This window comes from Scytonema sp. PRP1 (genome assembly GCF_036697665.2).
Taxonomy (GTDB): Bacteria; Cyanobacteriota; Cyanobacteriia; order Cyanobacteriales; family Nostocaceae; genus Kalymmatonema; species Kalymmatonema gypsitolerans.
This window is the reverse complement of record NZ_JBAHYJ020000034.1, coordinates 1-25,789: the sequence shown is the minus strand read 5'-3', so window position 1 is coordinate 25,789 and position 25,789 is coordinate 1. Positions and strand designations below refer to the sequence as shown.

Here is a 25,789-nt window from a genome sequence, read left to right as displayed (position 1 = left end):
TCGTTACTCGTTAGAGTTAGACCCCTTTTGGAAAACTGGATTGATAACTAGTTTAACTTAATTAAGTAGGTCGGTGTAAATGATTAAAGGTATGTAGTAAGCGCTGTCTTCGCTAAAGCGCTTACTACTTTGCTAGTTTCTAAGCTTTACTTTTCTTTACATAGTTTGATTTTTTCTCGCCTACTTAATTATGCTTGAGTTTAAGCAAGGCAATTCGTAAAGCTTGGCAACGCTTGCAAGAGCAAAACTGGCTTTTACTACTTAGGACGCAGCTATCGCCTCAAATTAGTAGATGGAGTGAAAGGACAACCGCCACTCAAGTTTTACCAAAGCCGTTTTGAATTGCACCGCGAAGAACAGCTACGGGGAAGAGAATGTTTTGTTAAATGGTATGGCGATCGCCTCCGTCCAATTTTAAATCCACAGATTGCTGCTCTTGTCAAGCATGTTCGGGCTTCTCCCCCCTCGGTTCAGGTACGCGAGTTAGGCTACCGTTGGGGTTCCTGCGGACACAAGGGAGATTTATACTTTCACTGGCGAGTGGCGATGCTGCCGCGAGTGATGATTGAGTATGTGGTGGTTCACGAGCTGGTGCATCTGATTGAACCGCATCATACTCATGCGTTTTGGGATAGAGTGGAGCGGGTTGTGAGTGATTGGTGTGATCGTAAGCGCTGGTTAGCTGAGAATGGGGCAAGTTACGATCTATAACTCTTGCCGTTTACAAATTTTCCCAGTTGAGTAGAGAGGAAGTGGAAGTCATGTTGGGTCTAAGTTTACAGCAAACCAGGATTTATCAAGAAGCGAAAGCTGAGGGTCGAGAAGAAGGTCGAGAAGAACGGGAAGCTGAAATGTTGAGAGTAACTGTACCTCTGTTACTAAAAACAAGTATGACTGTGGAGCAAATTGCTCAACAGCTTAATGTTGATGTACAATCTGTCCAGCGAGCCGCACAGCAGGACACGTAGAATCAACAAGGAACCCACTCAAAGCTTCAGATTTGCACAACGTATCGTATCACCACATCATTAAAATCGCGATCGCCTCCACCATAAATATCTTCAAAACCAAACTTGTTATCTCCCAACAAACGTATCTGGTTTACAGGGAAGAAGTCGTATGTGATTTTGCGGTTCATCTCCTGTAATCTTTATACAACTTTTACGTGCAGAACTCCTGCGGATTTCACGAAGCTTTACTACCAATTTGATACATAGATTGGAGAGTGAATCCATCACTGGCATACTCAGCGATACCAAACCTAAAGCTGACTTGAAAGCGGCTGCCGTCTGGTGCAGTAAACACTTGCTGGCGTAAGGTAGTTAGGATTTCGCTGAGGCGATCGCTTGTTTGTTGTTTGGTCAATCCTGGCGTTCCTACCACAAACTCTCCGTTGCCCCAATAGCCAAGCACTTCCGCACCCCGAAAGGCAGCTTGAAATAAACGACCCCACCTTTGTAAAATCTGATTGCCTGTAGCATGACCATATTGAAAATGAATTGCTGGTAATTCTGTAATAACAAACACCACCAGACAAAAAGCATCAGGGAGAAGCGATGAATGAGAGTTTGCACTTTTATCTGCATCGTTCATCCTTTGGATTAAAAGTTCTAAATCACGATATGATTGTGGCTGGTTCGGCAATCCAGTCAGAGGATCTTTACTAGACAGGGTTTTGAGCAAGCGTATGCGCTCTAAACGATTGGTGATTCGGGTTAGCAGTTCCGCAGCCACAACTGGCTTGCTAACATAGTCGTCTGCTCCACTTGCAAATATCTGTTGGATAGTTTCGCGATCGCGGTGAGCGCTAAGAAATAAAATCGGCAGTCCCTGCAAGTCCGGATCTGTGCGTACTGCTTGACAGAGTTCTATACCCCCAAGTTGAGGCATATCCACATCCAAAATCAGTAAATCGGGAGTCGTACGTCGCAAGACTTCCCAAAAGCGTAGCGGGTCATCCAATTCTGTCATTTGTATACCCCAAGGTTCCAGCATAGAGCGCAGCCCCGCCAGAAACACCGGGTCATCATCAACAGCTAATACACTCACACTCAAGGAACGAGAACGCTGTAATAGTTGCGTTGCTATTTCCCAAACCCGACGGCCGATCACTGGTCTAACCAAAAATCCTTGTCCGCCAGCACGGGCTACAGTCACACGATCTAATAATCCATCTCTAGAGGCAATGACTAGCACTGGTATCGCAGGTGTCCTAGCAGCCAAATCTGCCACCAGTGCCAAACTATCTTTCTGCTGTCCCAGATCATCCACAGCCAGCACAACTAAATCTGGAGAGTAGGACTGGAGCCAGGTTTTCGCTAATTCTAATGTTGCCACTTGTTTCCAACTCAAGTCGAGCGAGTGTGCGAGTTCCTGTAACTCTTGACTTAAATTTGTCTGTGGATCAATCAACAGCAGTCGAGATATTTTTGAGGGCGAAAATGGTTTTGAGTCGGGTAAATTTAGCAACTCGCCCAACTCCTGCACCAGAGACAACAGCTCTTGTTCCCGAACAGACAGTTGTTTATTATCCCCTTTGTCACCTTGCCCTAAAGCTTCATCTTCTAATAAAATCTTTTCAATTTGCCGCGCCAGTGTCGTTCCTGCTTCCCGGTCAAACATCCCCAACACACCCGCCAGCTTATGTGCTGCCTGCCTAGCATTTTCGCGTAACTCCTGAGTCAGCGTCCTCGTTTGTACTGCCGTCGCCGCTATTTGCAGAGCCTTTAAGCGTTCGGTCATCAACCCCTGATATTGCTGCCACAGTTTATTCATTCCCTGCTGGAACTTCTGTTCAACGGATTCGGGAGATGTGGCTAGAGGGGAAACTCGGGATTCCCACTCCCTTTGAGAGTCGGGATGAGAAGGCAAGGGGGAGAGTTGTTTTGAGAAATCCTGGGTGTCTTCGCGTGTCTGCGTTTGTGCGTCCTCTTTTGTGGCAATATTTTCCCGTAATCGATACCCGAGACCGTAGACATTTTCGATCCAATCTACAGCTCCGGCTTTCTTTAATTTTTGCCGCAGTCCTTTAATATGTGCCTTGACACTCTCCTCTAAAGGAGGATCATCAAACGTCCAGAGATGCTCAACGAGTTGTCCACGACTGAAGACTCGTGAAGGGTTACGCAGAAATATTTCCAGCAGGCTGTATTCTTTGGAAGTTAATGCCACGAGTTTCTCGCCGTAGGTGACTTCGCAGCTACAAGGATCTAAACGCAAATCACCTACCTGTAGCACGGTTGTAGGGGAAACCTCGCCGCGCCGCAATAGTGCCCGTACCCGTGCTTGGAGTTCTGCTAAATCCAAGGGCTTGATTAAGTAGTCGTCTGCGCCTGCGTCTAATCCGCGAATGCGATCGCTACAGGCATCTTTAGCAGTCATCAGTAGGATAGGAGTGGAGCAACCTTGGGCGCGTAACCGCTGACATAAGGTAATACCATCAATTCTGGGTAGTCCCACGTCCATCACAATGAGATCATAATTTGTGCTTTCGACATATTCCCAACCAGTTTGACCATCTTCAACTGTATCCACTACGTAGTGCTGACTGGTGAGAGATTGCAGCAGCATCTTTTGCAAAACTTCATCATCTTCAATCAACAAAATTCGCATGGCATCAGCCCTCGACATGGGAATGCTCTACTGCTCTAAATTTTATGACAAGATTGACAGCTAAAAATACGCAATAAAAATAATGTAGCTGACACAGCCTGAGAAATTTCTTCAAAAATAGATCGCTCTTCCCTGGTTCTTCTCGATTGCTCTCTAAAGTTAAAAGTATCGAAGGCAGAGAGGACATCAAACCTGAGAGATGACCAGACAGCAACCCGCAAAGCGCGATCAGGCTGCTTCTAATCAATACTCTACTTGATGCAACACTCCGCTTAATAGAGAAATCAAACCTTCCCTGGTTCTTCTCGATTTCTCCCTAAAGTTACAGACAGTGATAGCCAAAAGCTACTAACAGCTAATTTTTCAACAATAGACAGCTTAAGTTTTTATTCAACTTAGCGTAAATTTTCAATTTTTATAAGCTGCTAAATACAGGTTATAAACAAGCCATTCAATCAAGAGTAATTTCAAAAAAATTGTTGAAAAAGAAATATCATTCATCTTACCTGAAAAACATTCAAACAAGGAAGTACTCAATCATGCTACTCAACACCAAAAATCTGTTGTTTAAATCCTACTCTTCATCTAAGAAAAAATCTGAAAATTCTTTTTTATCTGAAAAAGTAACCAATAACAATCTTAACTTGGTTACCGATAATTTTCAGCAGAGTCGTTTAAACGCTAAATGGGAGATGGAAGATGGCAAATTAGTGTGTAAATGGTTCATTACTTGAATCTTGAAGAAAATGGATGCAAATACATTTACATCAATTTTCACTTCGCCTCATTAAAACGAGTCACTGAAAAATGGCTACTGCTGCACGAGAACTTTGAAGCCTGGTTTCAAGAGCAACTCACTCAACTTTCCGCTCAAGACCAAATCTGCATGGAGGTTACACCCAATCAGCAAGCAGCATAATAAAGCCGTTAATTGGCAATATGAATTTTCAGGTTATTTACTTAATTAACTAATTTACGCACAATCAGGAAATTATCATGAAAATGCGAGCGCAATGCGACAAACAAACCGAACTCATTTCAGCATCCAAAGCCCAGAGCTATCGGCAAAAACTAGCTTTTCATCTTCAGCAAATTGGGCAATTGGTTATAAATGCTCTGTTTACTGACTTGGAATTTAAAGTTCGCAAAAGGAAAGACCGCCAAGGAAATGTTTGGTGGTACGTCTATGACCCCAAGACTGGACATACTGGCTGTCTTGCTTCTGAACAAGAAGTACGCATGTGGATAGAAGAGTCCTTCTACCGTCAGAATTCGCGATTCAGTAATTATTAATTCATGACTGAAAAATATTCTTATTTCAGGCTTTTACTGAACATACCCTCCGGGAAACCGCCCGGAGGGTATTTGTTTGCATTGATATTTTTTTGCCTCACACTCTAGTAGTGTCTGAACGACAGCTTCTGCGTTCTTAGTGACAACTTTTGGGGTAGTGACAAAAGGTATGGGCTTTTTAAGTTGCCGAAAATATGAGCAAAAAATAGCGATCGCTTTTCCCTAGTTCTTCTCGATTGCTCCCTAAAGTTAAAAGTATCGAAGGCAGAGAGGAAATCAAACCTGAGAGATGACCAGACAGCAACTCGCAAAGTGCGATCAAGCTGCTTCTAACCAATACTCTACTTGATGCAACACTCTGCTTAATCAAGAAACCAAACCTTCCCTGGTTCTTCTCGATTTCTCTCTAAAGTAAAGACAACTCAGCCAAATGCTACTAACAGCTAAGGGCTAACAGCTCATTTTTCTACAAATTTTGGCTTTTTGCACGACTCAAGTCTTATCACCGTAAGTCGGTAGTCAGGCTCTAGTTGCTGCTTTAATTAAGCCAATCTTACCACAGATTAACTCAATTTACTCAATTTTCTTAAGGATAAACGACAATGTCTAGTATTCAAAGATTAGCAGCGAAATCTAACAATTCACAGACCAATTCCTGGGAAGTAGTTAAGCAGTATGTATCCCCCACCGAGCAAGTCGAAAATTTGGTACATGAAGCTTTTCAAAATAAAGGAGGTCTTGCTTGGCAAAAAATTCAGTTTCTTTTGTTTGACATGAACTTGCGCTTAATGCAAGAGGGGTTTGGGTTAGGAACTCCTCGCTTCTTCAGAGAATGGGAAATTCGCCACTTGATTGAGCAGGTTGAGCAGCAATACCTACCCCAAGAGCGACTTCCTGCTGAAGTCGCGAGCGTTGAACTTTTCATGCCGTGGCTGAAAGAGCGGATTAGCCAACATCGTGTCAATCATCATCCATTATTTAAACTGTTTGATCGCGATGATTTGAGCGATGAAGAAGTCCGCTACTTCCTTGCCAATTACCGAGTCAATATGCAACGCTTCCACTTGCACGTTGCTGCCTTCAGCCTAATTGTGCCCTTTGAGATGCGTGAAGAACTCTATCACAATCTCTATGACGAGTTTGGTCAGGGGAATTTCGCCGAGGCTCATCCCAATTTATTTGAACCCCTAATGGATTACTTCGGCGGAGCACGGGAAGAGGATATTAACCCAGAAACTTGCAACCTGCTCAATACCAAGATTAACCTCTGCTGGTTTGCCGATGGACTTCATTACGGCATTGGCGGGATGGGAGCTTTGGAATTAGCAATTCCCCTCCAACAGCGCCGAGTTTTGGCACATCTGCGCCGTCGCGGTTTGAGTGAAGACATGGTGAAATTCTTTGTCGTTCACTGCGAACTTGATGAAGACCACGGGGAGGGGTGGTTCGCTGCGGGAATGCCCTATATGCACACCTCTGAAGACCTGCAAAAGGTGTTCTCTGCTGCGATGCGGATGCTCGAAGCTAGAGCCGGAGTTTATGACGGCATTCTTAAGGGCATTCTAGAACGCCGCAACCAAGCGGACAAAAGACTCTCCGGTGCCTAAACCCCTTGTGTGGTGTTTGAAATGCTAAAGCCTAAGTGCATATATTTGCGGTTACGGCTTAAGCATTGGTGGCAGTATCAACAATCATGAAAAGGAATACAAGCTATGCCGCTCATAACACTAAGGGCTAATAAGATATCTTCTGAGAAGATCAGAGATAGCCTTGCTGAAAGTTTATCTCTGATCACTGAGAAAATTCTTCGCAAAAATAAGAAATTAATTGTTGTTCGTTTTGAAGCCGCCGATCAGCAAGCGCAATGGTATGTAGGCGGTGCTCTTAAAAGTGATGATGCAGCAATTTTTGAGTTGAGCATTATTGTCACAAAAGGAACAAATACCGATGAAGAAAAAGCTCTTTGGATAGCACAAGCCTGGGAACTCGTTACAGAGGCTCTTGGCAGTGCGCCCCACCCCAACTATATTTCAATTCAGGAAATAGATGGAAAAAGCTGGGGTTACAACGGTCTTAGCCAGGAACAAAGAAAGATTCAATCAACATAAATTCAACATAAATATTGAGGAGAAGCAAATGTTAGAGAACGACCAAATGTCAAAAAGACTTCCATCGGGATACAACGGCATAAACAAAGGTGACGGTCCTATTCCAAAAAATGGTCAATTGATGAGCAATGGTCAAATAAAGTTCGACCCATTCCCATACAATTCCATCAACGATAGGGAATTTAAGTTCCTGGGCATGGAAAATGTTTCCTTACCGGAGGATCTTGAGTTCGTGCCCTATCAACCAGAAGTGAGAAAAGGTGTTGAAATTCACACAATCTTTAGTTTGGTAGACCAAGATCCGCAAGGTCCTGATGCCGCAATTCTTAAATATGAGCCAGGCGCATTTGTTGCCTTGCATGAACATATAGGGTATGAAATGGTCCTAGTCTTAACCGGGGATTATATTGAGAATGGTGTCACGTTCTTGCCCGGCTCATTAATACTTCGCTCACCAGGTACCTTTCATACAATGGCTTCCATCAATGGCTGCACTATTTTGGCTACGCGTTATATCAAAGTCAAGCAGCGCCCTGATTTATGGAACGAGTTTGCTTCAGGCAACGAAGATGTTAAGCCTGTTTCAAAATAGTTATTGCTGTCAAGTACTCTGATTTTGAGATCAGAGTACCAACATCTTCATATGTTAACCAATCAAGTCCAATTGCTATATCAGTTCGTACTAAAAGAAAAGCTATGCATTCCTATATACCCTTGAGTCCAACCACTTTCTTAGAGCGCAGTGGTCAAGCATTTCCTAACCGAAGCGCGATCATCTACCCTGATGGAACAGTAACTTACGCCGAGATCTTGCACCGCTCTCGCTGTCTGGCACAAGTGCTGAAGCGACTCCAGGTGGGGTATGGAGATCGAGTTGCTCTCCTGACACAGAACAACCAACAGACAATCGAAGCCCACTTCAGCATTCCAGCGATCGGTGCTGTGATCGTCATGCTCAATCCTTGGTTAGCAGCGCAGGATCTCCTATCCCTGCTGAACTATTGCGAGGCGAAAGTCTTGATTGTGGATGCTTCCTTGAGCGAGAAAATCCTCCTTAACCCTCTCTTTGCTCTTTCCCACTTGCAACAAGTTATTGTTATCGATCACGCTGCCAACCCAATCTATTCTGGAGTCCTCGACTACGAAACGTGTCTGGCGGGTGAAAATGGAGATTTTAGGCTGGATCAAACCGTTGTCAGCGAACTCGATCCGCTCGCCATCAACTTTACGAGCGGTACCACTGGTCGTCCAAAAGGGGTAATATGCAATCACCGAGGCGCTTACCTGAATGCACTGGGGCAGGCGTTGATGATTGGACTCAACCGAGCCTCGAAGTATCTGTGGCTGCTCCCCATGTTTCATGTTAATGGGTGGGGACATATCTGGGCAAATGTCGCTGTGGGAGCCACCCAAGTCGTCCTGCCAGATCACCAAATTGGAGATGGCTATGCGGATCTGATCCAAGCACTCTCCCAGTACCAGATTACTCACCTGTGTGGTGCTCCCCGCCTTGTGCGATCGCTAGCATTAGCTCCTGGGGACAAAAGAGGGTTTCAGGGGCTAACGATTACTACAGGAGGAGCTGCTCCTGCTCCCACCCTGATCCAGCAATTAGATGAGATGGGGGTCAATTTCATCCACCAATATGGATTGAATGAAACCTTTGGTCCCTACGTCGTTTGTGAGGAGCAAGAAGAATGGCAAGCATTGCCCCCTTCAAGCCGTGCCAAGAAGCGTGCCCGTCAAGGGGTGGCAACTATCCATGCCGGAACGGGGTTGCGGGTGGTTGATGCTGATAGGCGAGACGTTCCTTGGGATGGTCGTACGTTGGGCGAAGTGATCGTGGCAGGTAATACAGTAGCGACAGGCTACTACAACAATCCGGAAGCTACCGAAAAAGCTTTTCGGGATGGGTGGTTCCATACCGGCGACATGGCAATTATGCATCCAGATGGTTATTTGGAAATTCGAGACCGCCTGAAGGACTTAATTTACGTAGAAACCGATTACGGTTGGGAAAATATTTCCTCTATCGAGATTGAGAATGTCCTATGTCGGCACGAACAGGTGCGAGAAGCTGCGGTCATCGGTATCTCACCTGAAGAACTCGGAAAAAATCGTACCTTGCTTGTGGCTTTCGTTGAAGCAAGGGACTCCCAAACCCTCACCGGAGAAGATTTGCGCCATTTTTGTGGGTCTCAACTTGCTTCTTACAAGCAACCCCAAGTGTTTTTGTTCACCGACTTGCCCAAGACAGCGACAGGCAAGGTTCGCAAAGATTTGTTAATACGGGAGGCGCTGAAGCTCTACGAACTCAAAGTTTAAAAATACAGTAAAATTCGGCTCTTAGTACAGCATTTCATTAATTCGTAACGTTTTTAAACGCAGAGAGGCGCTCTCGGTAAACGCAGCGAAAAGTTCTGCAGGAGGTGAGACCAGTGCTGCAGGAGGGTTTCCCGACAGCAGGCAACTGGCGTTCGCGTAGCGTCTCCGTTCGCCCTTGGCGTGCCGCAGGCATAGGAGATACCCGAAGGGGTTTCCCGACCTAGGAAACTTTTCAAGACAAAGGTACACAGAGTCTTCGTTCAAGTTTTCGCTATGAACTTATGGAATCATGTACTTAGTTGTAAACCACAAAAATGCTTTGCAGGATTACATTAAGCAACTTGTTGACAAATTGAATATTTCAACCGAGAAAAACAGTACAACAATGCTTGCCCATTTAAAACAGTGAACAGTGAACAGTGAACAAGTACCAGTTAATCCCCATCAATCTTCTTGAGGGGATTTGTATAAGGACGCCGTATTTCTCGTACTACGTATCTCGCGCCGACATCTTTCTATGTACTTCCATGTTTCAAAACAGGGGCTTGTACCAATTAATAGTGAACAGTAACTGGTAACTGATAACTGATAACTGGTAACTGATTCGGTCATCCATCTTCTGTTTGAAGGAGCAATTACTAAGAGTCAAATTTATAGATCAACACGGTCTATTGAAGCTGCACGAGAAGCAGTTAGGCAATTAATTAGTTAAGTATTTATTTTTTTGACTGTTTTAGACAGAGTGATCTGTATAAAACAGCTAACAACCTGAGGTGAATGTTCATGGTTAAGCAATTGAACAATTATGCTGGTAGTACTAGAAAAAGGGAGCATCCCAATTCTGCAAGAACATATTTGTCATTGCCAACGAAGCAACAGCGTAGTGAAGCAATCGCAAAATGTGGGATGGTTTCGCTCCACTATGCTGCGCTCGCAATAGCAATCCAGAACCTGGGTTTGAGACAACCTTCCCCTAGAAAAATAGCCTCTTGGATAACTTTTTTTCAGAAGCTAAAAGGGGATAATACGAAACTACCTGCTAAGCATTCAGCTAGAGCAATAATACTTGCTTGGTTAGGAGGATTTTTGGCAATTAGTGCGGTTGCGCTTCTCTCCCATGCATTTTCTGCAACACTTGTACTAGGATCTTTTGGAGCATCCTGCGTTTTGGTCTTTGGCTTTCCAGATGCGCCTTTTTCACAACCGCGAAATGTGCTTGTAGGTCATTTTTTGAGTTCCTTTATTGGTTTGGTATGTCTGACACTTTTTGGAGCAACGTGGTGGTCAGTTGCTATAGCGGTTAGTACTGCCATTTCTGTGATGATGCTTACCCGAACAACTCACCCACCAGCAGGCTCCAATCCAGTTATTATTTACCTAACCAAACCAGCATGGAGTTTTCTGCTGTTTCCCACAGTTTTTGGGGCAATAGTTTTAATCTTTGTTGCGCTTCTCTATAATAATCTTATCCGCGAAAGTAGATACCCAAAATATTGGTGAAGCAAATTGGGCATCGTGCCGAGTTACAGATATATAACACTTCTCGTTTGGATCAATTACAGATTCATCTGTGTCCATCTGTGGTTCTTATTTCTTGATGTATTGCACTCAACTGATAACCGCTATATCTTTGATCACAAAGTTAAGAGTTTAAAGACTGTCTGGTAATACGGCGTTGATTTGGTCGGCTAATTTTAAGGGACGAAAAGGTTTAGCGAGTACAGCAGCGACATCCATATTGGCAAAGCTCTCTTGTTCTGACTGTTGAATCTTTGCCGTTACCAAAATAACAGGAATGTGCTGCGTTGTAGGATTGGCTTTGAGTTTTTGCAGCGTGGTGCGACCATCCATATCGGGCATCATCATATCTAGCAGAATTATATCCGGTTGGTTGGTTGCTGCGATCGCCAAAGCTTCTTCACCAGAACTAGCGCACAGTATGTTCCAGTCAGTCGCCATTTCCAAACCCATTTGCGCGATCGCCCGCACATCTTCCTCATCGTCAACGATTAATACACACTTGCTCATCATCGATCTCCTTAATTGCTAATAAACTTTTCATCTCCTACCTTTTAAATTCTGGCTTTTGCCTTCTTATGCTAATGGCAGCGTGACATAAAAGGTGCTGCCTTGATTGAGAACGCTCTCAACCCAAATATTGCCATTATGTTGCTCAACGATGTTGCGACAAATGGCAAGCCCCAAACCTGTTCCCCCTTTTTTACGGGAATCAGATACATCAACCTGCTGAAAAGGCTCAAAGATAGTCTCTAGTTTATTTGCCGGAATTCCGCGTCCTTGATCTTGCACTTCGATTTGCAGACGATTGCCCCGGAGTTTAGCACGCAGCCAAACACTCTTGCCTGGTTCTGAAAATTTGATGGCGTTGCTCAGCAAGTTAGTCAGAATTTGTAGTATCCGGTCTGAATCTGCGATAATTTCAGCCATCACAGGTTCGGTAACTAGGGTGATTCCTGCCCGTTCTGCCATTGCTTGCATTGCTTCTGCTGCCTGAATCATCAGATGATCAGCATTGCACTTCACAGCTTGTATTGTGATTTTGCCTGATTTCATCCGCTCCAAGTCAAGAATGTCGTTGACAAGGCGGTTTAAGCGTTCGGTATTGGTAAGAGCGATATTGAGAACTTTCTGCCCTTTGGCAGTGAGTGTTCCCAACTGTCCTGTACTTAAAAGGTCGAGCGATCCAATTAAGGAGGTGAGCGGAGTACGCAGTTCATGGCTCACCAGAGAGATAAATTCGTTTTCTAGTCGCTTGCGTTCGGTGATGTCGTTGATAATATTTAAGACGCATTGAGTGCCAGAAAGGTCAATCAGTTCGGCAGAAAGCAAGACTATTCTGACTTCACCGGACTTGGTACGAAATTCCATTTCATAGTTTTGCAAGGACCCGATTTCTAACAGTTTGGCAATGGTACTAGCATACTTTTCTAAGGAAATCCAAAGCTGGAGTTCAGCAGCAGTGTGACCAATAATTTCTTCTAGGGAATAACCGCTCATTCTCAGAAAACTATTGTTGACTTCAATAAACTGTCCTTCTGAAAGAGTGGCGATACGCGCAGCGTCAAGCCTCCGGCTTATCGCAATCGGGCTAGGGCTGGAACGAAAGGCTTTGGCAAACTTTTCCTCTGCCTGTTTGCGTTCGTAGATTTCCTGCTGTAACCGCGCGTTTTGTTCTTGGAGTGATGAACGCAAATTGCGAATCGTCAGATGATTTTCTACCCGTGCCAACACCTCTTGCACCTGAAACGGTTTTGTGATGAAATCCACACCACCTACAGAAAAAGCTTTGACTTTATCTAGTACATCATTCATTGCACTGATAAAAATCACTGGAATATCCCGAGTGCGATCGCTTTCTTTAAGCTGCTGACAAACTTCATAGCCATTCATTTCTGGCATATTGATATCAAGCAAAATTAAGTCGGGTGGTGCTGCGGCAGCTCCGCGCAAACCAGCCGAACCTTTGGTGACGCTGCGAACTTTGTAACCTTGTTCTGTCAACATAGCAGCAAGGAGATGCAAGTTCTCAGGGGTGTCATCAATCACTAAGATGTTGGCTAATGGTCTTTTAAACGGCTGGCTGTCCATTTTCGTCTGGTATGAGATCGATAATTTCGTCAAAACAGAAACGATCTACTAAATCAGTCAGTTCCTGAGCTACAGTATGATGGGTTTTGGGGATCACATCAATCAACTGCAAAATCAGTTCGCCATCAACTTGAACTGCTGCCTGACGTAGCGCACTAATCCACTCCGAGGGCATAATCAGTAAGTCTTGTGGTGTTAGCTCCCCAAATCCAGTTGTGACAACGGGACGACACTCGTTAGAACCACGGGCTTCGGTTGAAAGCAGATTTTCGCAATCCCCTGGCTGAGAAACCTCTGTAAAGCCCTGCCTGATCAATCGCGTCTGTACAAAATTCTCTTGTTCCTCTGCGTACACATATTGTACTCCCAGATACTCAGCCATCTTGTTAAAGATGATTTCCTCCCGGAAAGGCTTGCGGATGAGGTCATCACAACCTGCGCCTAAGATACTGGAACGCTGCTCTTCAAAAGCACTGGCTGTGAGCGCAATAATCGCAGTCCGGCGATATTGACTTTGAGTTGTTTGTGTGCTGTATCTCTGTTCTGCTGCCCGAATTTGTCGAGTTGCTTCATATCCGTTGATCACAGGCATACGCATATCCATCCAAATCAAGTCGGGATGCCATGTTTGCCACTGAGCGATCGCCTCTTGACCATTAGCTACTGCACGCGTCTCAAAACCAATGGAGTTGAGTAACTGTGTCAATAAGTCGCAATTCTCTTTGCGGTCATCCGCCACCAAAATTCGGTATACTCTTTGACCTTTTGCCAGCCCAATCACTTTTTCTTTACGTATTGGTGGCGCAACTTCAGATGATTCTACCAGTTCAACTATGATATCGAAATCAAAGGTAGAACCACGATTGACTTCGCTCTTGAGGCGGATATCACCTCGCATCAACTGTACAAATTGGCGACTGATAGTCAGCCCCAACCCTGTACCTTCTTTAACTTGAGTTGCACTTGCAGTCTGCACAAAAGGTTGAAAGAGATTGTGTAATTCCTCTGGTGCAATTCCTTTACCAGTATCTTCGATTTCAAATAACAAATGGGCAGTGGGCAAAATGTTTTTAGGATTCTGTATTTCCAATGTCCCTTGCCCCACTCCGACTCTTAGGGTGACTCGTCCTGTATCTGTAAACTTGATAGCATTTCCCAAAAGGTTGATCAAGACTTGCTGGAGCTTGCCTTCGTCTGCGAGGATATATTGAGGCAAATTCGGGGCAAGTTCAACTTGTAATGATAGCTTTTTTGCCTCGGCTCGAATCTTGAACATTTCCTGAATGCTTTGCAACAACTGATACAAGTCAAATGGTGCAGGGTTGAGAACAATGCGTCCAGCTTCAATTTTGGACATTTCCAGGACATCGTTAATCAAATTGAGCAGATGTTCCCCACTGCGGTTGATAGTTGCTAGAGATTCTCGCTGACGCTTAGTGAGGGTGGTGTCTCGCTCCATCAACTGGGCAAAACCCAGAATAGCGTTGAGTGGGGTTCGCAGTTCATGGCTCATATTTGCGAGAAAGGCGCTTTTGGCACGGTTGGCAGTCTCGGCAGCAACTTTTGCAACTCGCAGTGCTTCCTCTGCTTTGTATCGCGATCGCCCGATGGCAATTAACTCACCCAGTCGTTGTAGTAAGTTGATATCCTCCTGCTTCCAGTTCTTAGAGAAGTTAACGACATCAGTTCCCAGAAACCCTACGACTTTGCCAAAGTGGATCGTAGGTACAACAACAACCGACTGAATAGATTCGCTCTGGAACACTGTTTTTTCAAATGCTGCTTCTGGAGGTAGTTCTGCGACATAGGAGATTTGTACGGAGTTACCCCTGAGAATCTGATTGTCCAACCAGGGAAACGGCTCGACAAATGAACTCGTAGCACTGCTGAATAATGGCTCGATGCCAACAGCACGCCACTCACGGACAAGATAAAACTGCCCCCGTTGCTCTGAGTATTCAAAAATACAGCTTCGTTCTGTTCCGAGAAACTCGGCGATCGCTTGCAGGGTAAAATTGATCGCAGTATCTACATCTTGGTCAATAAACTGCCGGGAAATACTCGTGAGCAGGTTATCTACCCGAAGGCTGTGCTGAAGTACTGCTTCTGCTTGCTTGCGTTCAGTTAGGTCTTGCACCACCGCTTGTAATAGCTTGCGATCGCCCACCTCTACCGCAGTTAACCAGACTTCCGCGGGAAATTCTGTCCCATCTGCACGACGGTGAATCCACTCAAAGCGGTGACTGCCTTGTTCAAATGCTACAGCCGTATGTTGCTTAGCCAAACTCATAGATTCTTGACCATTTGGCTGGATCGGGGGTGACAATTCAGCAGGGAGCTTGCCCAAAATCTCTTGACGAGGATAGCCAATGAGCTGTACCGCGGCACTGTTACAATCAAATATGCCGCTTTCATCTGATAGTACGACAGAAAGACTGTTTGATTCATAAAGTGCTCTGAATCTAGCTTCTGATTGTCGCAAGGATTCTTCTATCTGTTTGCGTTCCGTGATATCACGAAAGTACCAAATCCTGCCGTAATAATCTCCTGTTGGTGAGTGTACAGATGCAGAATAACGGTCTAGAGTCCGTCCATCCTTAAGAAATATTTCATCACGGCTGACTTCTTCTGGATGCGCGTACAAATACTCGACCTTTGCCAGAAACTCCTCTGGCTGTTGAAGTTTATCGAGTACCCATTGCAGTAATGGGCGATTGCTATCGCTGTTGTGGATCAGAGTTTCTGGAATTTGCCATAACTGACAAAAGCGCTGATTGTAGGATACAACTCGATTATTTTCATCAACGACTAAAATTCCGTCAATTGAAGCTTCTTGCTGAGCTTTAAGTATGGCATTGCTACGGCGCAAATTTGCTTCTGCTTGCTTGCGATCGCAAATATCGGCACCTACAGCCTCAATGCAGTTTTCTTGAATATTTAGACGTAATGAAAACAGCCCCCAACGCATCTCACCATCGCAGCGACGAAACTGAATTTCAAAGTTATTAAGCGAGCCTTGTTCACGCAATTGATTTATGATCAACTGGCGATCGCTTGGATTGGTATAAAAATCGCTCGTAAATTTTGTCCCAATTATGTCTGCTACACAGCTGTAGCCTAATAGGTTGGCAAAACGTTGATTTGCATCCAGAATCAGCCCATCCTCAACTCGGCTACGGAAGATGCCTACCTGAGAATTCTCGAAGATGTGGCGAAACTTTTGTTCGCTTTTGAGAAGGGCTTGCTCCACTTGCTTACGTTCAGTAATATCCCGAAAGCTCCAAACGCGCCCGATAATTTTATCGCTCCTCCATTGCGGTTGAGAGTAACGTTCAAAAACACGTCCATCCTTCATCTCCACCAAATCAAAAGCTTCCTGTTCTGGGTGCTTAAAGAAAAGTTCTCTTACCCTGGCAATAAAAGCTTCGGGATCTCGCGTTTGTTCAGCCATGAACCTGAATCGTTCATTGCTTCTAGAAGGCTCCAGCAACAACTCAGGCAATGACCACATCTGGAGGAACTTCTGATTATAAACCGACACATTAAAGTTTTGATTGACAACTATAATTCCATCAGCCGTACACTCCAGCGTCGCTTGCAGTAAAGACAGAGTTTCCGCTCGTTCCTGATCTACTTGCTTATGTTCTTCTTCCCGCTGCTTTGCTTTGCTTGTATCTCGAATCACCAGTACCGCCGAGCTGTCGCCTCCTGGCAGTTCGGCACAATTCCCCGATATTTCTAAAATAACGGAGCAATCGCCCTGTTGAAATTCGTACTCAGTGACTTCATACTCTCCCCCTAGTACCCGCATATTTGGATAGGACTCTGGCGGAACTGCTTCACCCGCTTGTTTTAGGGGTAACAAATCGCTCAGCCTCATGTTCAGCACCAAGATATGGGGTTGGTTTACAAGTTTGTCGAAAGCAGCATTACACCATTGCACCTGTCCATCCCTGCCTGTCCAAACAATAGCGTCAGCGATCGCCCCCAGCGCTACTTCCATTTTGCCCAGAGTTGCCCGTAATTGGCTGGTTAAATTAGTTAAATTAGCGCTCATTATGGGTTCCTTTGACAGTATAGTTAAGCCGGGTTTAGGGGTTTAGGGGACGCAGCCTTGCCAGAAACAGCCACTCCCCTTGATGTTTCTGTGCCATAATCAGATGCTCTGCTTCTATTTTTCTACCATCTTTGGTAATTCCAACCAGACGCACCGGGTGATTGAGAATAGTGGACTTTTCGGTGGTGAGAAAGCGGGAAAAGCCGAGATGGTGAGGGGCATGGAAACCTTCAGGAATAATGACCGTAATCAGCTGGTTCTTAATTTCGTCTGTACTCCAACCAAAAACAGAGGTAAAGCAGTCATTCACATAGGTGACAAACCCTTGATGATCTGTAATCACAACTGGTACGTCTGTTTCCTGCTTCATTTCATCAAAGGTTTTCATAGCTGCTTGACGAATAAAGAGTCGAAAATAAACTGTTTACTATTTACTACATATGTGGCATTGAAAATTCCTAGGGCTGGTGCAAAACTTCCATTTGTTGGTGTCCCAAAGGGACTCAGCACAATGCCGGAGGCGATCGCCCTGAGTACTGTGGCAGGTGCAACACCCTACAAGTCTTTGTTTTTTTACATATAGCAATCCGCGCAGGATTGATGAAAAATCTTAAGTATTGTAGGGTGGGCAGTGCTTACCGCATTTTGCCCACTACATCGGGGTTTTGCTAAGCACTGCCCACAGAAGCGTGTCGTTCTGTATTGCCGTATAACCCAGGAGCTAGGGATTTCCAAGAAATAAATTATCCTCAATTGTGGGGTGGGCAGGAAAGCCCGCCCTGAATACAAAGGACGGGTGGGGACACCCATCCCACAAGAAAATTTGGGATATTTTTTTATTTGGAAGTCCCCTAGTCAAAAACAGCGCAATAAAGTTACATGACTTTTCTGAGCTTCTATAGCGAAAATAAGGGTTTGCGACTTAGTAGTGAGTTTGAAAATAACATCAAATTTTCTTGGTGCAAGATGTCAGGTGGGCTTTTCAACAGTTGTGCCTCCCAGTCCCAACCAGATTCGCACATTGGTTGGGGAGGAACACCCCTCTGGCACTCTTTACTAGGTACTGGGGACTGGTAAGATGTTCTTACAAGATTTGGGCAGGGTTTGAATCTCCGTCCATAATCCTCCCAATCCCTAATCCCTAATCCCCAATCCCCAGTTCAACTCGTTCCTAAGCGGATCGCACGCAATCTTGTGCCTGATGGCGCTGTTGCAATTTGTACATATGGTTAAACAAACTCCAACAATATTCCTCTGGCAATCCGCAAGTAACAGCACCCCGCAGGACAACATTAAAGTACCAGTCGTTGGGGGCGGCTTCCTCTAAGAGTTTGTTTACCACCACGTAAGTACGCACATTTTTATATACTTGTTCTTTGCAGTGGATATCTACAAATTCATGGCGGTAACCACCATGCGGAACTTCTTCTCGTTTATCTAAGTGTTCGCTTAATCGCCAAGGTAGCTGATAGAGTACACCATTCACACTCGCTTTAGGGTCTTTCACCACATCCAAAACGCCACATTTGCGACTAGGTGAAAGACGATAAAATCCGAGTCGATAACCTTTGAGTGTCGCATGACCGATGACAAAGAGGTGCGTATTTTCACCAAGGGAGCGCTTCAAATCAACAGGACACATACACGAGCCGTAAGCAAAATAGTAAAACATCGGCTCTTTCTCTTGTACTTCTTGCAGTCTCAAATCTGAGTTTACAGGATGAAGAGTTTGTACCCAAGTATGGTGTACGTGTCCAGTCTGATTGCTCATTGATTGCGAGTATTATCGACTACGTAACAGATCATATTATATCCTAGAATCAAATGCAACTTATCCCGACGGATAAGCCGTAGATTTAACAGGGTGTAGAATATCGGGGTGCAAGGTAGCCCATGCGTGTCAACTTAAGCTGAAAGCTTTGTAATTACGTAACATCATGCCTTGATAGTTGCCGATAATTCTCGCTTCACCCCACCCCGGCTTTGGCTAACGCCAAAACCGCCCCTCCCCGCAGGCGGGGAGGGGATTAAGGGGTGGGGTAAATCAACGTGGGCTAAAGGTTTGAACGTTAAATTGACACCAATGAAGGTAGCCGGGTTCCAACATTACACTCTACTGATAGGTTGTGCTTATCCGCTTCCAAGTGTTGACTATGATACGTAAATCTTCGGGTAAGCTATTTTGAGAAACGTCATTGTATTTCACCGTACCATCGCGGCTGGTGAGGGTGTAGGTGATGTAATCAGCAGCGCCTCTTGGTGCTGGATAACTCACATTGTTGAATTCATCGCTTTGCTGTTCTAGCAATCGCTGAAACCTTTGGACTTGTTCTAAGGGAATGCGGCGAACGCTACGCTCAGAATCATTGCTATCACCAATTTGAACACGAATCAGACGCCCGTCGTCGAGCAAAACAGTTTCGTAGGTTCTACCAGCAAAGCCACCACTGGAGATTTGCCGAAAAATCACGCCGCTATCTAAAGGTAGTGGTAACTCACTTCTAGGAATGGAAATTGGCTTGATCTGTGTATTGTTATCAGCTGAGCTAGCTTTTTCATCTAAAATAACAGTACCAGATTCGCTTACACGATAAACCAAGCGTTGTTGGCGATCGCTCACAGTCACCTCCCAACCTGGTACAACAACTGCGGCGCATAAAGCTAGTGGATCTGCTATACCCAAACAGCTATCGGACCATTGTCGCGGTTCCACCTCAGTTATTCGTAATTGCGAAATTGGCACTTGTGAACGCTTAGAGGCTCGTACCAAAACTCTCTCAGCAATATCTCTGGGTAAGTTAGCATTAGGCGTTTCACCATACTGGCTTGAAAGCTGAATTCGGGAACCGTTGTCATCAGTGACAAACACCCAACGATTTAGCCCAGCACCTACTGTAACTTGCCAAAGCGAGCCATATGTCGATTGTGTTGGTTTAGACTCAACAATACTCAGCGACCTTTGAGGTAAACCCGACTCTTCACTTGCTCGACGCAATACAGCATCTCTGACTTTTGCAGGTAATCTCGCTTCACTAACTTCGCTTTCCTTTTTATTCAACCTAATTTTGGAACCAGTTGTATTGGTGTGATAAACCAAGGTTTGGTCAGCTGCTTTGACAACGACCCGCCAACCTTTTTGCAAAGCCTGGGTACACGCTTCATCTGGTCTTGGTAAGTTCAAACAACCATTCCCCCAAGTCCGTTCTTGAGCTTGAATAACATTTAGCCGAGAAGTTGGTAAATTCAAGCGCCTAGATGCGTCTTCTAGAACAGCATCCTCTATATAATTTGGAAAGTTTTGTGGCAGATTTCTTGTCAGAATATAAGGATTTGCCAAGCGTACAGAACGCCCGTTATTATCAGTGTGATAAATCCATGTGTGACTACCATTTGAAAGGACAACACGCCAGCCAGGAACTAATGCTTGTGTACAAAATTCGTCAGGTTTTGGCAAATTCATGCATCCGTCACGCCAAGTCCGTTGAGTGTAATCAACGATTTCCACTTTTCTGTTGGAAATTTGCTCTCTGTCAGATAAATCTCGCAGTACCGCAGAAGCAACTCGACTCGGTAAGCTGTTTGTTTTAATGTTTTCTTTTAGGACTTCATTAGCTGTTTGGGCAAAGTAGTTGGCTGGAGCAGCCGTTGCGCTTTTTATCGCTGATAAACTGCTACCAATAGATAACATTCCAGATAAAACTAACGCTGTGAATATTCGCGCTTGTTTCGTATTACAATAGTTTTTTAGAGTATTTTTCATAGCACTATGATAATCTTAGCTATAGTGAAAATAGTAAATTTAACGTTTGTATATTAGTTAATAGATATTAGTATGAGCCAGCGGACAAAAACTAATAACTAGCAACTATGAAAAGAACAAATGGTTTTATCATCCCATATAATAAGAACGACTTGGGATAATTAAAGCGCCTGTTTGACGAGGCAGATGTGAAGATAGACGCTACTATGATTGTCTATTGTTCCTTCTTCTCTATACTAAATTTATGCTGGGTGAAAATACCTCACCCAGGAGAGCCATCTGATTGGGTGATTTAGAAAAGAAAAGAACTCACAATTGCGCAGCTAGGAACCCACAAGGAACCACAAATCAAGGGGATTCATAAAGGGGGAACTCTTTGTGTCTTCCCGTATGACTTTGCAAGCGTTTTGCTTCACCCAACCGTAAAGAATTTATGCAGCCATTCTCACTTTAGAGTTGTTTATTTGTGTTAGTTTATACAAAAACTGTATTTCATATGTATGAGATACAGTTTTTGTGGAGTGAGCCTTTTGCCCGCCTTTTATCAAGACCAGTGAGGGCATTTAACGGTAGTAGTATAAATCAAGAAATAGGAGAAACTTCTCCGCAAAAACCAGTAATCTTAAAAAAAGATAAACAATCATGCTAATGGTTGACCTCAGTGGGAATGCTATACGCAGGCGCAAGAGCAACTTTTGCCCACTGACCTAAGTCATTACTGATCGTTTTCTCATACAAAATTTAACTTTTCTAACAAGTAGATGATGAAAAGATTGTTCAAATGGTATAATATATTTCCAGTTAGGGAAACTCAAGCAATCAAAAAACAGGGATTTTTTGCACTCGTGGTAGCCCTAAGCATGGTAGCTGCGGTGTTACTCTCGTTTCCCTCATATGCTCAAAAAAATACTCCTTACCGTCCGCAGATGTCTGAGTTACGGGGTGTGTGGCTAACTAATATAGATAGCGATGTGCTGTTCGATCGCAATCGTCTCCAAGGCTCTTTGCAAAGCCTGAAAAATCTGAACTTTAACACTGTCTATCCTACTGTGTGGAATTGGGGTTGGACACTATACCCCAGCAAAGTCGCACAAAAAGTGATCGGGCGATCGCTCGACCCAGCCCCGAAACTGCAAGGGCGAGATATACTCAAAGAAATTGCCACAGTCGGACATCAAAAAGGCTTAACAGTCATTCCCTGGTTCGAGTTTGGCTTTATGGCGCCAGCTGACTCACAACTAGCCAAAAATCGTCCGCAATGGCTAACCAGTCGCCGCGATGGTAGCAAAATTTGGAAAGAAGGCACCCACGATCGAGTTTGGCTAAATCCCTTTCACCCTGAAGTTCAACAATTTATCCAAGACTTAATTGTCGAAATCGTCCGAAACTACGACATCGACGGCATTCAATTTGACGACCATTTTGGCTTGCCTGCTGAATTGGGATATGATGCCTACACAGTTGCATTGTACAAAAAAGAACACCGTGGTCAAGCTCCTGCAACAAATCCTCAAGACCGAGAATGGGTACGCTGGAGAGCGAATAAAATAACTGACTACATGAAGCGGGTCTTCCAAGCCATCAAAGCGACTAAAAAAAATTGTCTTGTCTCTGTATCGCCTAATCCCCAGCGCTTTTCCTACGAATCCTTTTTGGCAGACTGGGAACAGTGGGAACGGTTGGGACTTGTTGAAGAACTGATTATACAACTATACCGTGATGATCCAGATGTCTTCGTTAAAGAACTAGAGAAGCCAGAAGTGAAAGCAGCACAAAGTCATATTCCAGTGAGCATAGGCATTATGTCTGGGTTAAAAGGCAAATATGTACCTATGCAACAAATACAGACACAAGTACAAAAAGTGCGAGAACGCAACTTTGCAGGGGTCTCCTTCTTTTTCTACGAAACTCTCTGGAACATGACTGGCGAAACATCACAACAACGTCAATCTAGTTTCCAGAAAATTTTCCCAACACCAGTTGCTTATCCGAATCTACTGGCTGGTTGGAAACCTTAATTTTGTAGGGTGAGCCTTGCAGCCCACCCGAAGCATCATCCGCCAATCCCCAAACGCCCAGCTAAACCGGGAGCGAGTGGAAGGAGAGTAGCAACCATCAAGAACAAAGCCAAAAGACCCAAAGCAGCGCGTGCATCATCAGGTTCGCTGATTTCATTTAAGCTGGGACGTTCTAAATCTCGTTGTAAAAACAGAATCACAATTGCCCAGTACATAGCGAAAGAATTACCCAGAGACACTAACCCCAGCACAATGAGTGTGGCTAGTGTTGTTCGTCCTGCAGTTTTGCGTCCGTAAATCGCTTGGACAATGCGACCACCATCTAGTTGACCTGCTGGCATCAAATTTAAAGCAGTAATGACTAAGCCCAACCAACCAATCACCACAAGTGGATGTACATCTACCAAAGATGATTGTAATGCAGAACCGAGGATAACTCGTGCCAAAGTCCCTACAAGAATTGAACCAGAGAAAAACTGATTTGGCAATTGAAATAGACTACCTTGATGAGAAAGCAGTAATCCAACCACCAACATTAATAAAGATACAATTCCTCCAGCCGCAGGTCCTGCTAAGGCAATATCAAACAAGACTTTACGATTAGGTAACAAAGATTCAAAGCGGGTAATAGCACCAAAAGAACCGATTTGCACAGCGGGAAGAAAGTAAGGTAAGCTGAGGCGGATTTGGTGACGCCGGGCGAGTAACCAATGACCGATTTCGTGAGCTGCCAAAACCACTAAGACACCAGCAGCAATGGGTAAAGCTTCTTGGAAGCGTTCTGGGTTGGTAAAGAAATCAAAATTGAGGAGTAACCCCCCAGTCTCCAAGCTTGTGACGATTGTTCCCACCAGCAGAATAACAGCAAAGGCTTTCTGTGGTAAAGTCATCGGACGAGGGTCATTGCGGCTAGGAAGGACAATGACCACGGGTCTACCATCTGTGTTTTCCACTAAAAAAAGACGGTATTTATCACCTATTCGTTCTCGCAAACTTGTAGTCAGACGGTTATGAACCGCTTCTGGATCTCCTCGCAAATTTCCTTTAAAGATGGCTCCTTCTTGGTAAGCAATCGTTTCTGTGGTAAAAAATGTATCAATGCCGAAAATACCTTTAATGATGTTTAAGTCTTCTTCAGGTATCGGCGGAACTTCAAGTTTTAATTGTGCAGATCCTTCCGGAGCAGTGGAATTATCTGTGGGACGGACTTGTAGCGAGGCATCAGCCTCAAGCCTTTGAGTTGCTCGTTGCCTAAGTATCGCATCCTGTCCGGCGGCTCGCAACTGTCTTCCTAAAAAGATGTAGACAACACTGGATGCCACCAACAAGAACAGTATGCCTACTATATTGATGTAAACCCCTGCAGCAAACAAGCCAAAAAATAATAACCAAGGACCCATCAATACCACCGACTGTAACCAGGCTAAGATTCCCAGTTTGCCATAAGGTCTAGCGCGATAAAAGCCCCAACCTAAAATTCCGAAAGCAGCCAGCACAATTGTGGCAATAATAGGTGTTTCTGATGAATTCAACATCTTTAAACCTTTGTTTTTGAAACCAAGCCTGAGTAAGTCAGTTGTTCAGGGATATTAATAATTTATAACGAGGCTGGCGCTTTCTTAGAGATTAATGTAACTCATAATCAGTCTGGTTTGCCTTTGTCAATGCTGAATACAGAGTAGAACGAAGGGCGATCGCCCAAGGGGCAGTGGCAAAGCGAATCACCATGTAGGGCAGATCCTGTAGATCATCGCCTTGTCAGTAGCAAAGACGCACTTGGGTTCGGCGGGCAAGCAAGCACGATGTTCGCACTGTTAAATAAGCATTTTGGTCACAAGCAAGCGAATTTACAGCGCTTATTCTTATGACCACAAATCTTCGGGTGTTCCTTGTTAGGTAAATTCCTGTTGGTTGTAGCATTTTTAGAGTGGGCATGACCCACTCCTGATTGATTTGTCTTTTTGCTAATTAATTTCCAATAGGTGGAGCAAGAGCGACACGGAGAGTTCCACCACCACCAATGCTATTTGGTCCGTTGTTATCAACAATGGAAAATGCTTGAAACAACTTCATAAAATCTTCATAAAACGGACCACTTGAACCCTCAAAATCGTAGCCGAAAGATTTACGAAACTCTTCTGTGACTCCTTTTTCGACTGCAAAGTAGTGAGCATCCCAGCCTGCGTCATCAACAACGTAAGCACCATAATCTTGCAAGGCATGAAACAATTTTTTCGCAGCAGGTGTTTGCAACTTGAGGCTTTCTTCGGTTACATTCGGGGGAATTGCCAGTAGTGTCCCCTGTACAAGAGAGGGGTTGTTACCGTGGTATTGGTTGGCTGCATTGCCATCTGCCCGATCTGCAGGCCAGCGATACCCAGGAGTAGGACTAGAGTGAGAATAGTGGAGGTATTTTTCTCCCCAAATCACAACTTTTAAGGCGTGATGAATTGGTTGGTTGCTCGTGAGTTCACTTTTGCGAATAGAACCACCAATCGAAGAAAGACCAGAACCAAAATGTGCTCCGCCTATGCCATCGCCGTAAATATCAACATTTGGAAAACGCCAACCATAGATGGGACCTGCATTTTGACAGCGAGCAAGAGGTTCAAGCTGTATTAGGGTTTTTCCATCAGGCATCAGAAAGGCTGATGCGTTGTTAGGGGTGTGATATGGATACTTCGTAGCGTCTGGAATGATCATGTCGTCTGGAACTGGTAGCCAGATGTCCATAGGTTTCGTGCCTGTACAGCGTCCTTCACCCCAAGCACCAGGAGCATAAACTGGACGCCACGGATCTCCATCCTTAAGTTTAAAGAAGTATTCGTTATCTGCCGCAGCATAGTGTGCTTTTCCAATGTTTGCGGGAATGTAACGCGCATCCGAGCCTATTGGCATATTCCAAGGCGATGTGGATGCAAATGGCCAAAGAAATTTGTCCCGTGTCGGGGTTTCGCTTAGGCTAGGGGTTGCAAGACAACCAATAAGTAGAGCGGCAATGACACCA

Annotated in this window: 20 protein-coding genes and 1 pseudogene; 11 read left to right on the top strand and 10 right to left on the bottom strand. The window is 44.6% G+C overall.

Annotated elements, in window-relative coordinates:
* Positions 1–246: 246 nt before the first annotated feature.
* A pseudogene (locus V5G28_RS06955) lies at positions 247–711 on the top strand (M48 family metallopeptidase); the annotation flags it as partial.
* 50 nt (positions 712–761) lie between these two features.
* The gene (locus tag V5G28_RS06950; protein WP_336229927.1) at positions 762–968 is read left to right on the top strand and encodes a hypothetical protein; all 207 of its coding nucleotides are present in this window, start codon (positions 762–764) and stop codon (positions 966–968) included.
* 26 nt (positions 969–994) lie between these two features.
* Here V5G28_RS06950 and V5G28_RS06945 read toward each other — a convergent pair whose 3' ends face one another.
* Positions 995–1,138, bottom strand: coding sequence for a DUF4114 domain-containing protein (locus tag V5G28_RS06945; protein WP_332988533.1), 144 nt, complete (start codon positions 1,136–1,138; stop codon positions 995–997).
* 47 nt (positions 1,139–1,185) lie between these two features.
* Positions 1,186–3,630 (bottom strand): response regulator, encoded by a 2,445-nt coding sequence (locus V5G28_RS06940; protein ID WP_332988531.1) that lies wholly within the window; start codon positions 3,628–3,630, stop codon positions 1,186–1,188.
* 700 nt (positions 3,631–4,330) lie between these two features.
* Between V5G28_RS06940 and V5G28_RS06935 the strand changes: the two genes are divergently transcribed.
* From V5G28_RS06935 to V5G28_RS06905, 7 genes are all read left to right on the top strand, one after another.
* Entirely contained in the window at positions 4,331–4,531 is a 201-nt protein-coding gene (locus V5G28_RS06935; RefSeq protein ID WP_332988529.1) for a hypothetical protein, read from the top strand.
* A 77-nt stretch (positions 4,532–4,608) separates the two neighbouring features.
* A complete protein-coding gene (locus V5G28_RS06930) occupies positions 4,609–4,905 on the top strand; it encodes a hypothetical protein (protein ID WP_332988528.1) in 297 nt (98 codons plus the stop codon).
* Between the two features lie 602 nt (positions 4,906–5,507).
* Entirely contained in the window at positions 5,508–6,512 is a 1,005-nt protein-coding gene (locus tag V5G28_RS06925; RefSeq protein ID WP_332988526.1) for an iron-containing redox enzyme family protein, read from the top strand.
* A gap of 105 nt (positions 6,513–6,617) precedes the next feature.
* Positions 6,618–7,013 (top strand): tautomerase family protein, encoded by a 396-nt coding sequence (locus tag V5G28_RS06920; RefSeq protein WP_332988524.1) that lies wholly within the window; start codon positions 6,618–6,620, stop codon positions 7,011–7,013.
* A gap of 28 nt (positions 7,014–7,041) precedes the next feature.
* A complete protein-coding gene (locus tag V5G28_RS06915; protein ID WP_332988522.1) occupies positions 7,042–7,605 on the top strand; it encodes a cupin domain-containing protein in 564 nt (187 codons plus the stop codon).
* Between the two features lie 104 nt (positions 7,606–7,709).
* Positions 7,710–9,338 (top strand): AMP-binding protein, encoded by a 1,629-nt coding sequence (locus tag V5G28_RS06910; protein WP_332988520.1) that lies wholly within the window; start codon positions 7,710–7,712, stop codon positions 9,336–9,338.
* Positions 9,339–10,121: 783 nt separating this feature from the next.
* A complete protein-coding gene (locus tag V5G28_RS06905; RefSeq protein WP_332988518.1) occupies positions 10,122–10,838 on the top strand; it encodes an HPP family protein in 717 nt (238 codons plus the stop codon).
* A 150-nt stretch (positions 10,839–10,988) separates the two neighbouring features.
* Here V5G28_RS06905 and V5G28_RS06900 read toward each other — a convergent pair whose 3' ends face one another.
* The 4 genes from V5G28_RS06900 to V5G28_RS06885 form a co-directional block, all read right to left on the bottom strand.
* Complete coding sequence (locus tag V5G28_RS06900) at positions 10,989–11,366, bottom strand: response regulator (RefSeq protein WP_332988515.1); 378 nt, start codon at positions 11,364–11,366, stop codon at positions 10,989–10,991.
* A 66-nt stretch (positions 11,367–11,432) separates the two neighbouring features.
* On the bottom strand, positions 11,433–12,947 hold the full coding sequence (locus V5G28_RS06895; RefSeq protein WP_332988513.1) for an ATP-binding response regulator: 1,515 nt from the start codon (positions 12,945–12,947) through the stop codon (positions 11,433–11,435).
* Entirely contained in the window at positions 12,928–17,004 is a 4,077-nt protein-coding gene (locus tag V5G28_RS06890) for a PAS domain S-box protein (RefSeq protein WP_332988511.1), read from the bottom strand. The genes V5G28_RS06895 and V5G28_RS06890 overlap by 20 nt, the downstream gene beginning before the upstream one ends.
* A gap of 34 nt (positions 17,005–17,038) precedes the next feature.
* Complete coding sequence (locus tag V5G28_RS06885; RefSeq protein WP_332988508.1) at positions 17,039–17,392, bottom strand: PAS domain S-box protein; 354 nt, start codon at positions 17,390–17,392, stop codon at positions 17,039–17,041.
* Positions 17,393–17,446: 54 nt separating this feature from the next.
* On the opposite strand from V5G28_RS06885, the gene V5G28_RS06880 reads away from it, so the two are divergent.
* The gene (locus V5G28_RS06880) at positions 17,447–17,587 is read left to right on the top strand and encodes a hypothetical protein (protein ID WP_332988506.1); all 141 of its coding nucleotides are present in this window, start codon (positions 17,447–17,449) and stop codon (positions 17,585–17,587) included.
* Positions 17,588–18,175: 588 nt separating this feature from the next.
* Here the strand turns inward: V5G28_RS06880 and V5G28_RS06875 are convergent.
* Together V5G28_RS06875 and V5G28_RS06870 are read right to left on the bottom strand one after the other, a co-directional pair.
* A complete protein-coding gene (locus V5G28_RS06875) occupies positions 18,176–18,775 on the bottom strand; it encodes a gamma-glutamylcyclotransferase (RefSeq protein ID WP_332988503.1) in 600 nt (199 codons plus the stop codon).
* 342 nt (positions 18,776–19,117) lie between these two features.
* Complete coding sequence (locus V5G28_RS06870; RefSeq protein ID WP_332988501.1) at positions 19,118–20,764, bottom strand: hypothetical protein; 1,647 nt, start codon at positions 20,762–20,764, stop codon at positions 19,118–19,120.
* 764 nt (positions 20,765–21,528) lie between these two features.
* Between V5G28_RS06870 and V5G28_RS06865 the strand changes: the two genes are divergently transcribed.
* Entirely contained in the window at positions 21,529–22,782 is a 1,254-nt protein-coding gene (locus tag V5G28_RS06865; protein WP_442994227.1) for a glycoside hydrolase family 10 protein, read from the top strand.
* Positions 22,783–22,817: 35 nt separating this feature from the next.
* Here the strand turns inward: V5G28_RS06865 and V5G28_RS06860 are convergent, their stop codons facing one another.
* On the bottom strand, positions 22,818–24,317 hold the full coding sequence (locus V5G28_RS06860; RefSeq protein WP_332988497.1) for a site-2 protease family protein: 1,500 nt from the start codon (positions 24,315–24,317) through the stop codon (positions 22,818–22,820).
* A gap of 433 nt (positions 24,318–24,750) precedes the next feature.
* On the bottom strand, positions 24,751–25,782 hold the full coding sequence (locus V5G28_RS06855) for a hypothetical protein (protein WP_336229928.1): 1,032 nt from the start codon (positions 25,780–25,782) through the stop codon (positions 24,751–24,753).
* Positions 25,783–25,789: the final 7 nt, after the last annotated feature.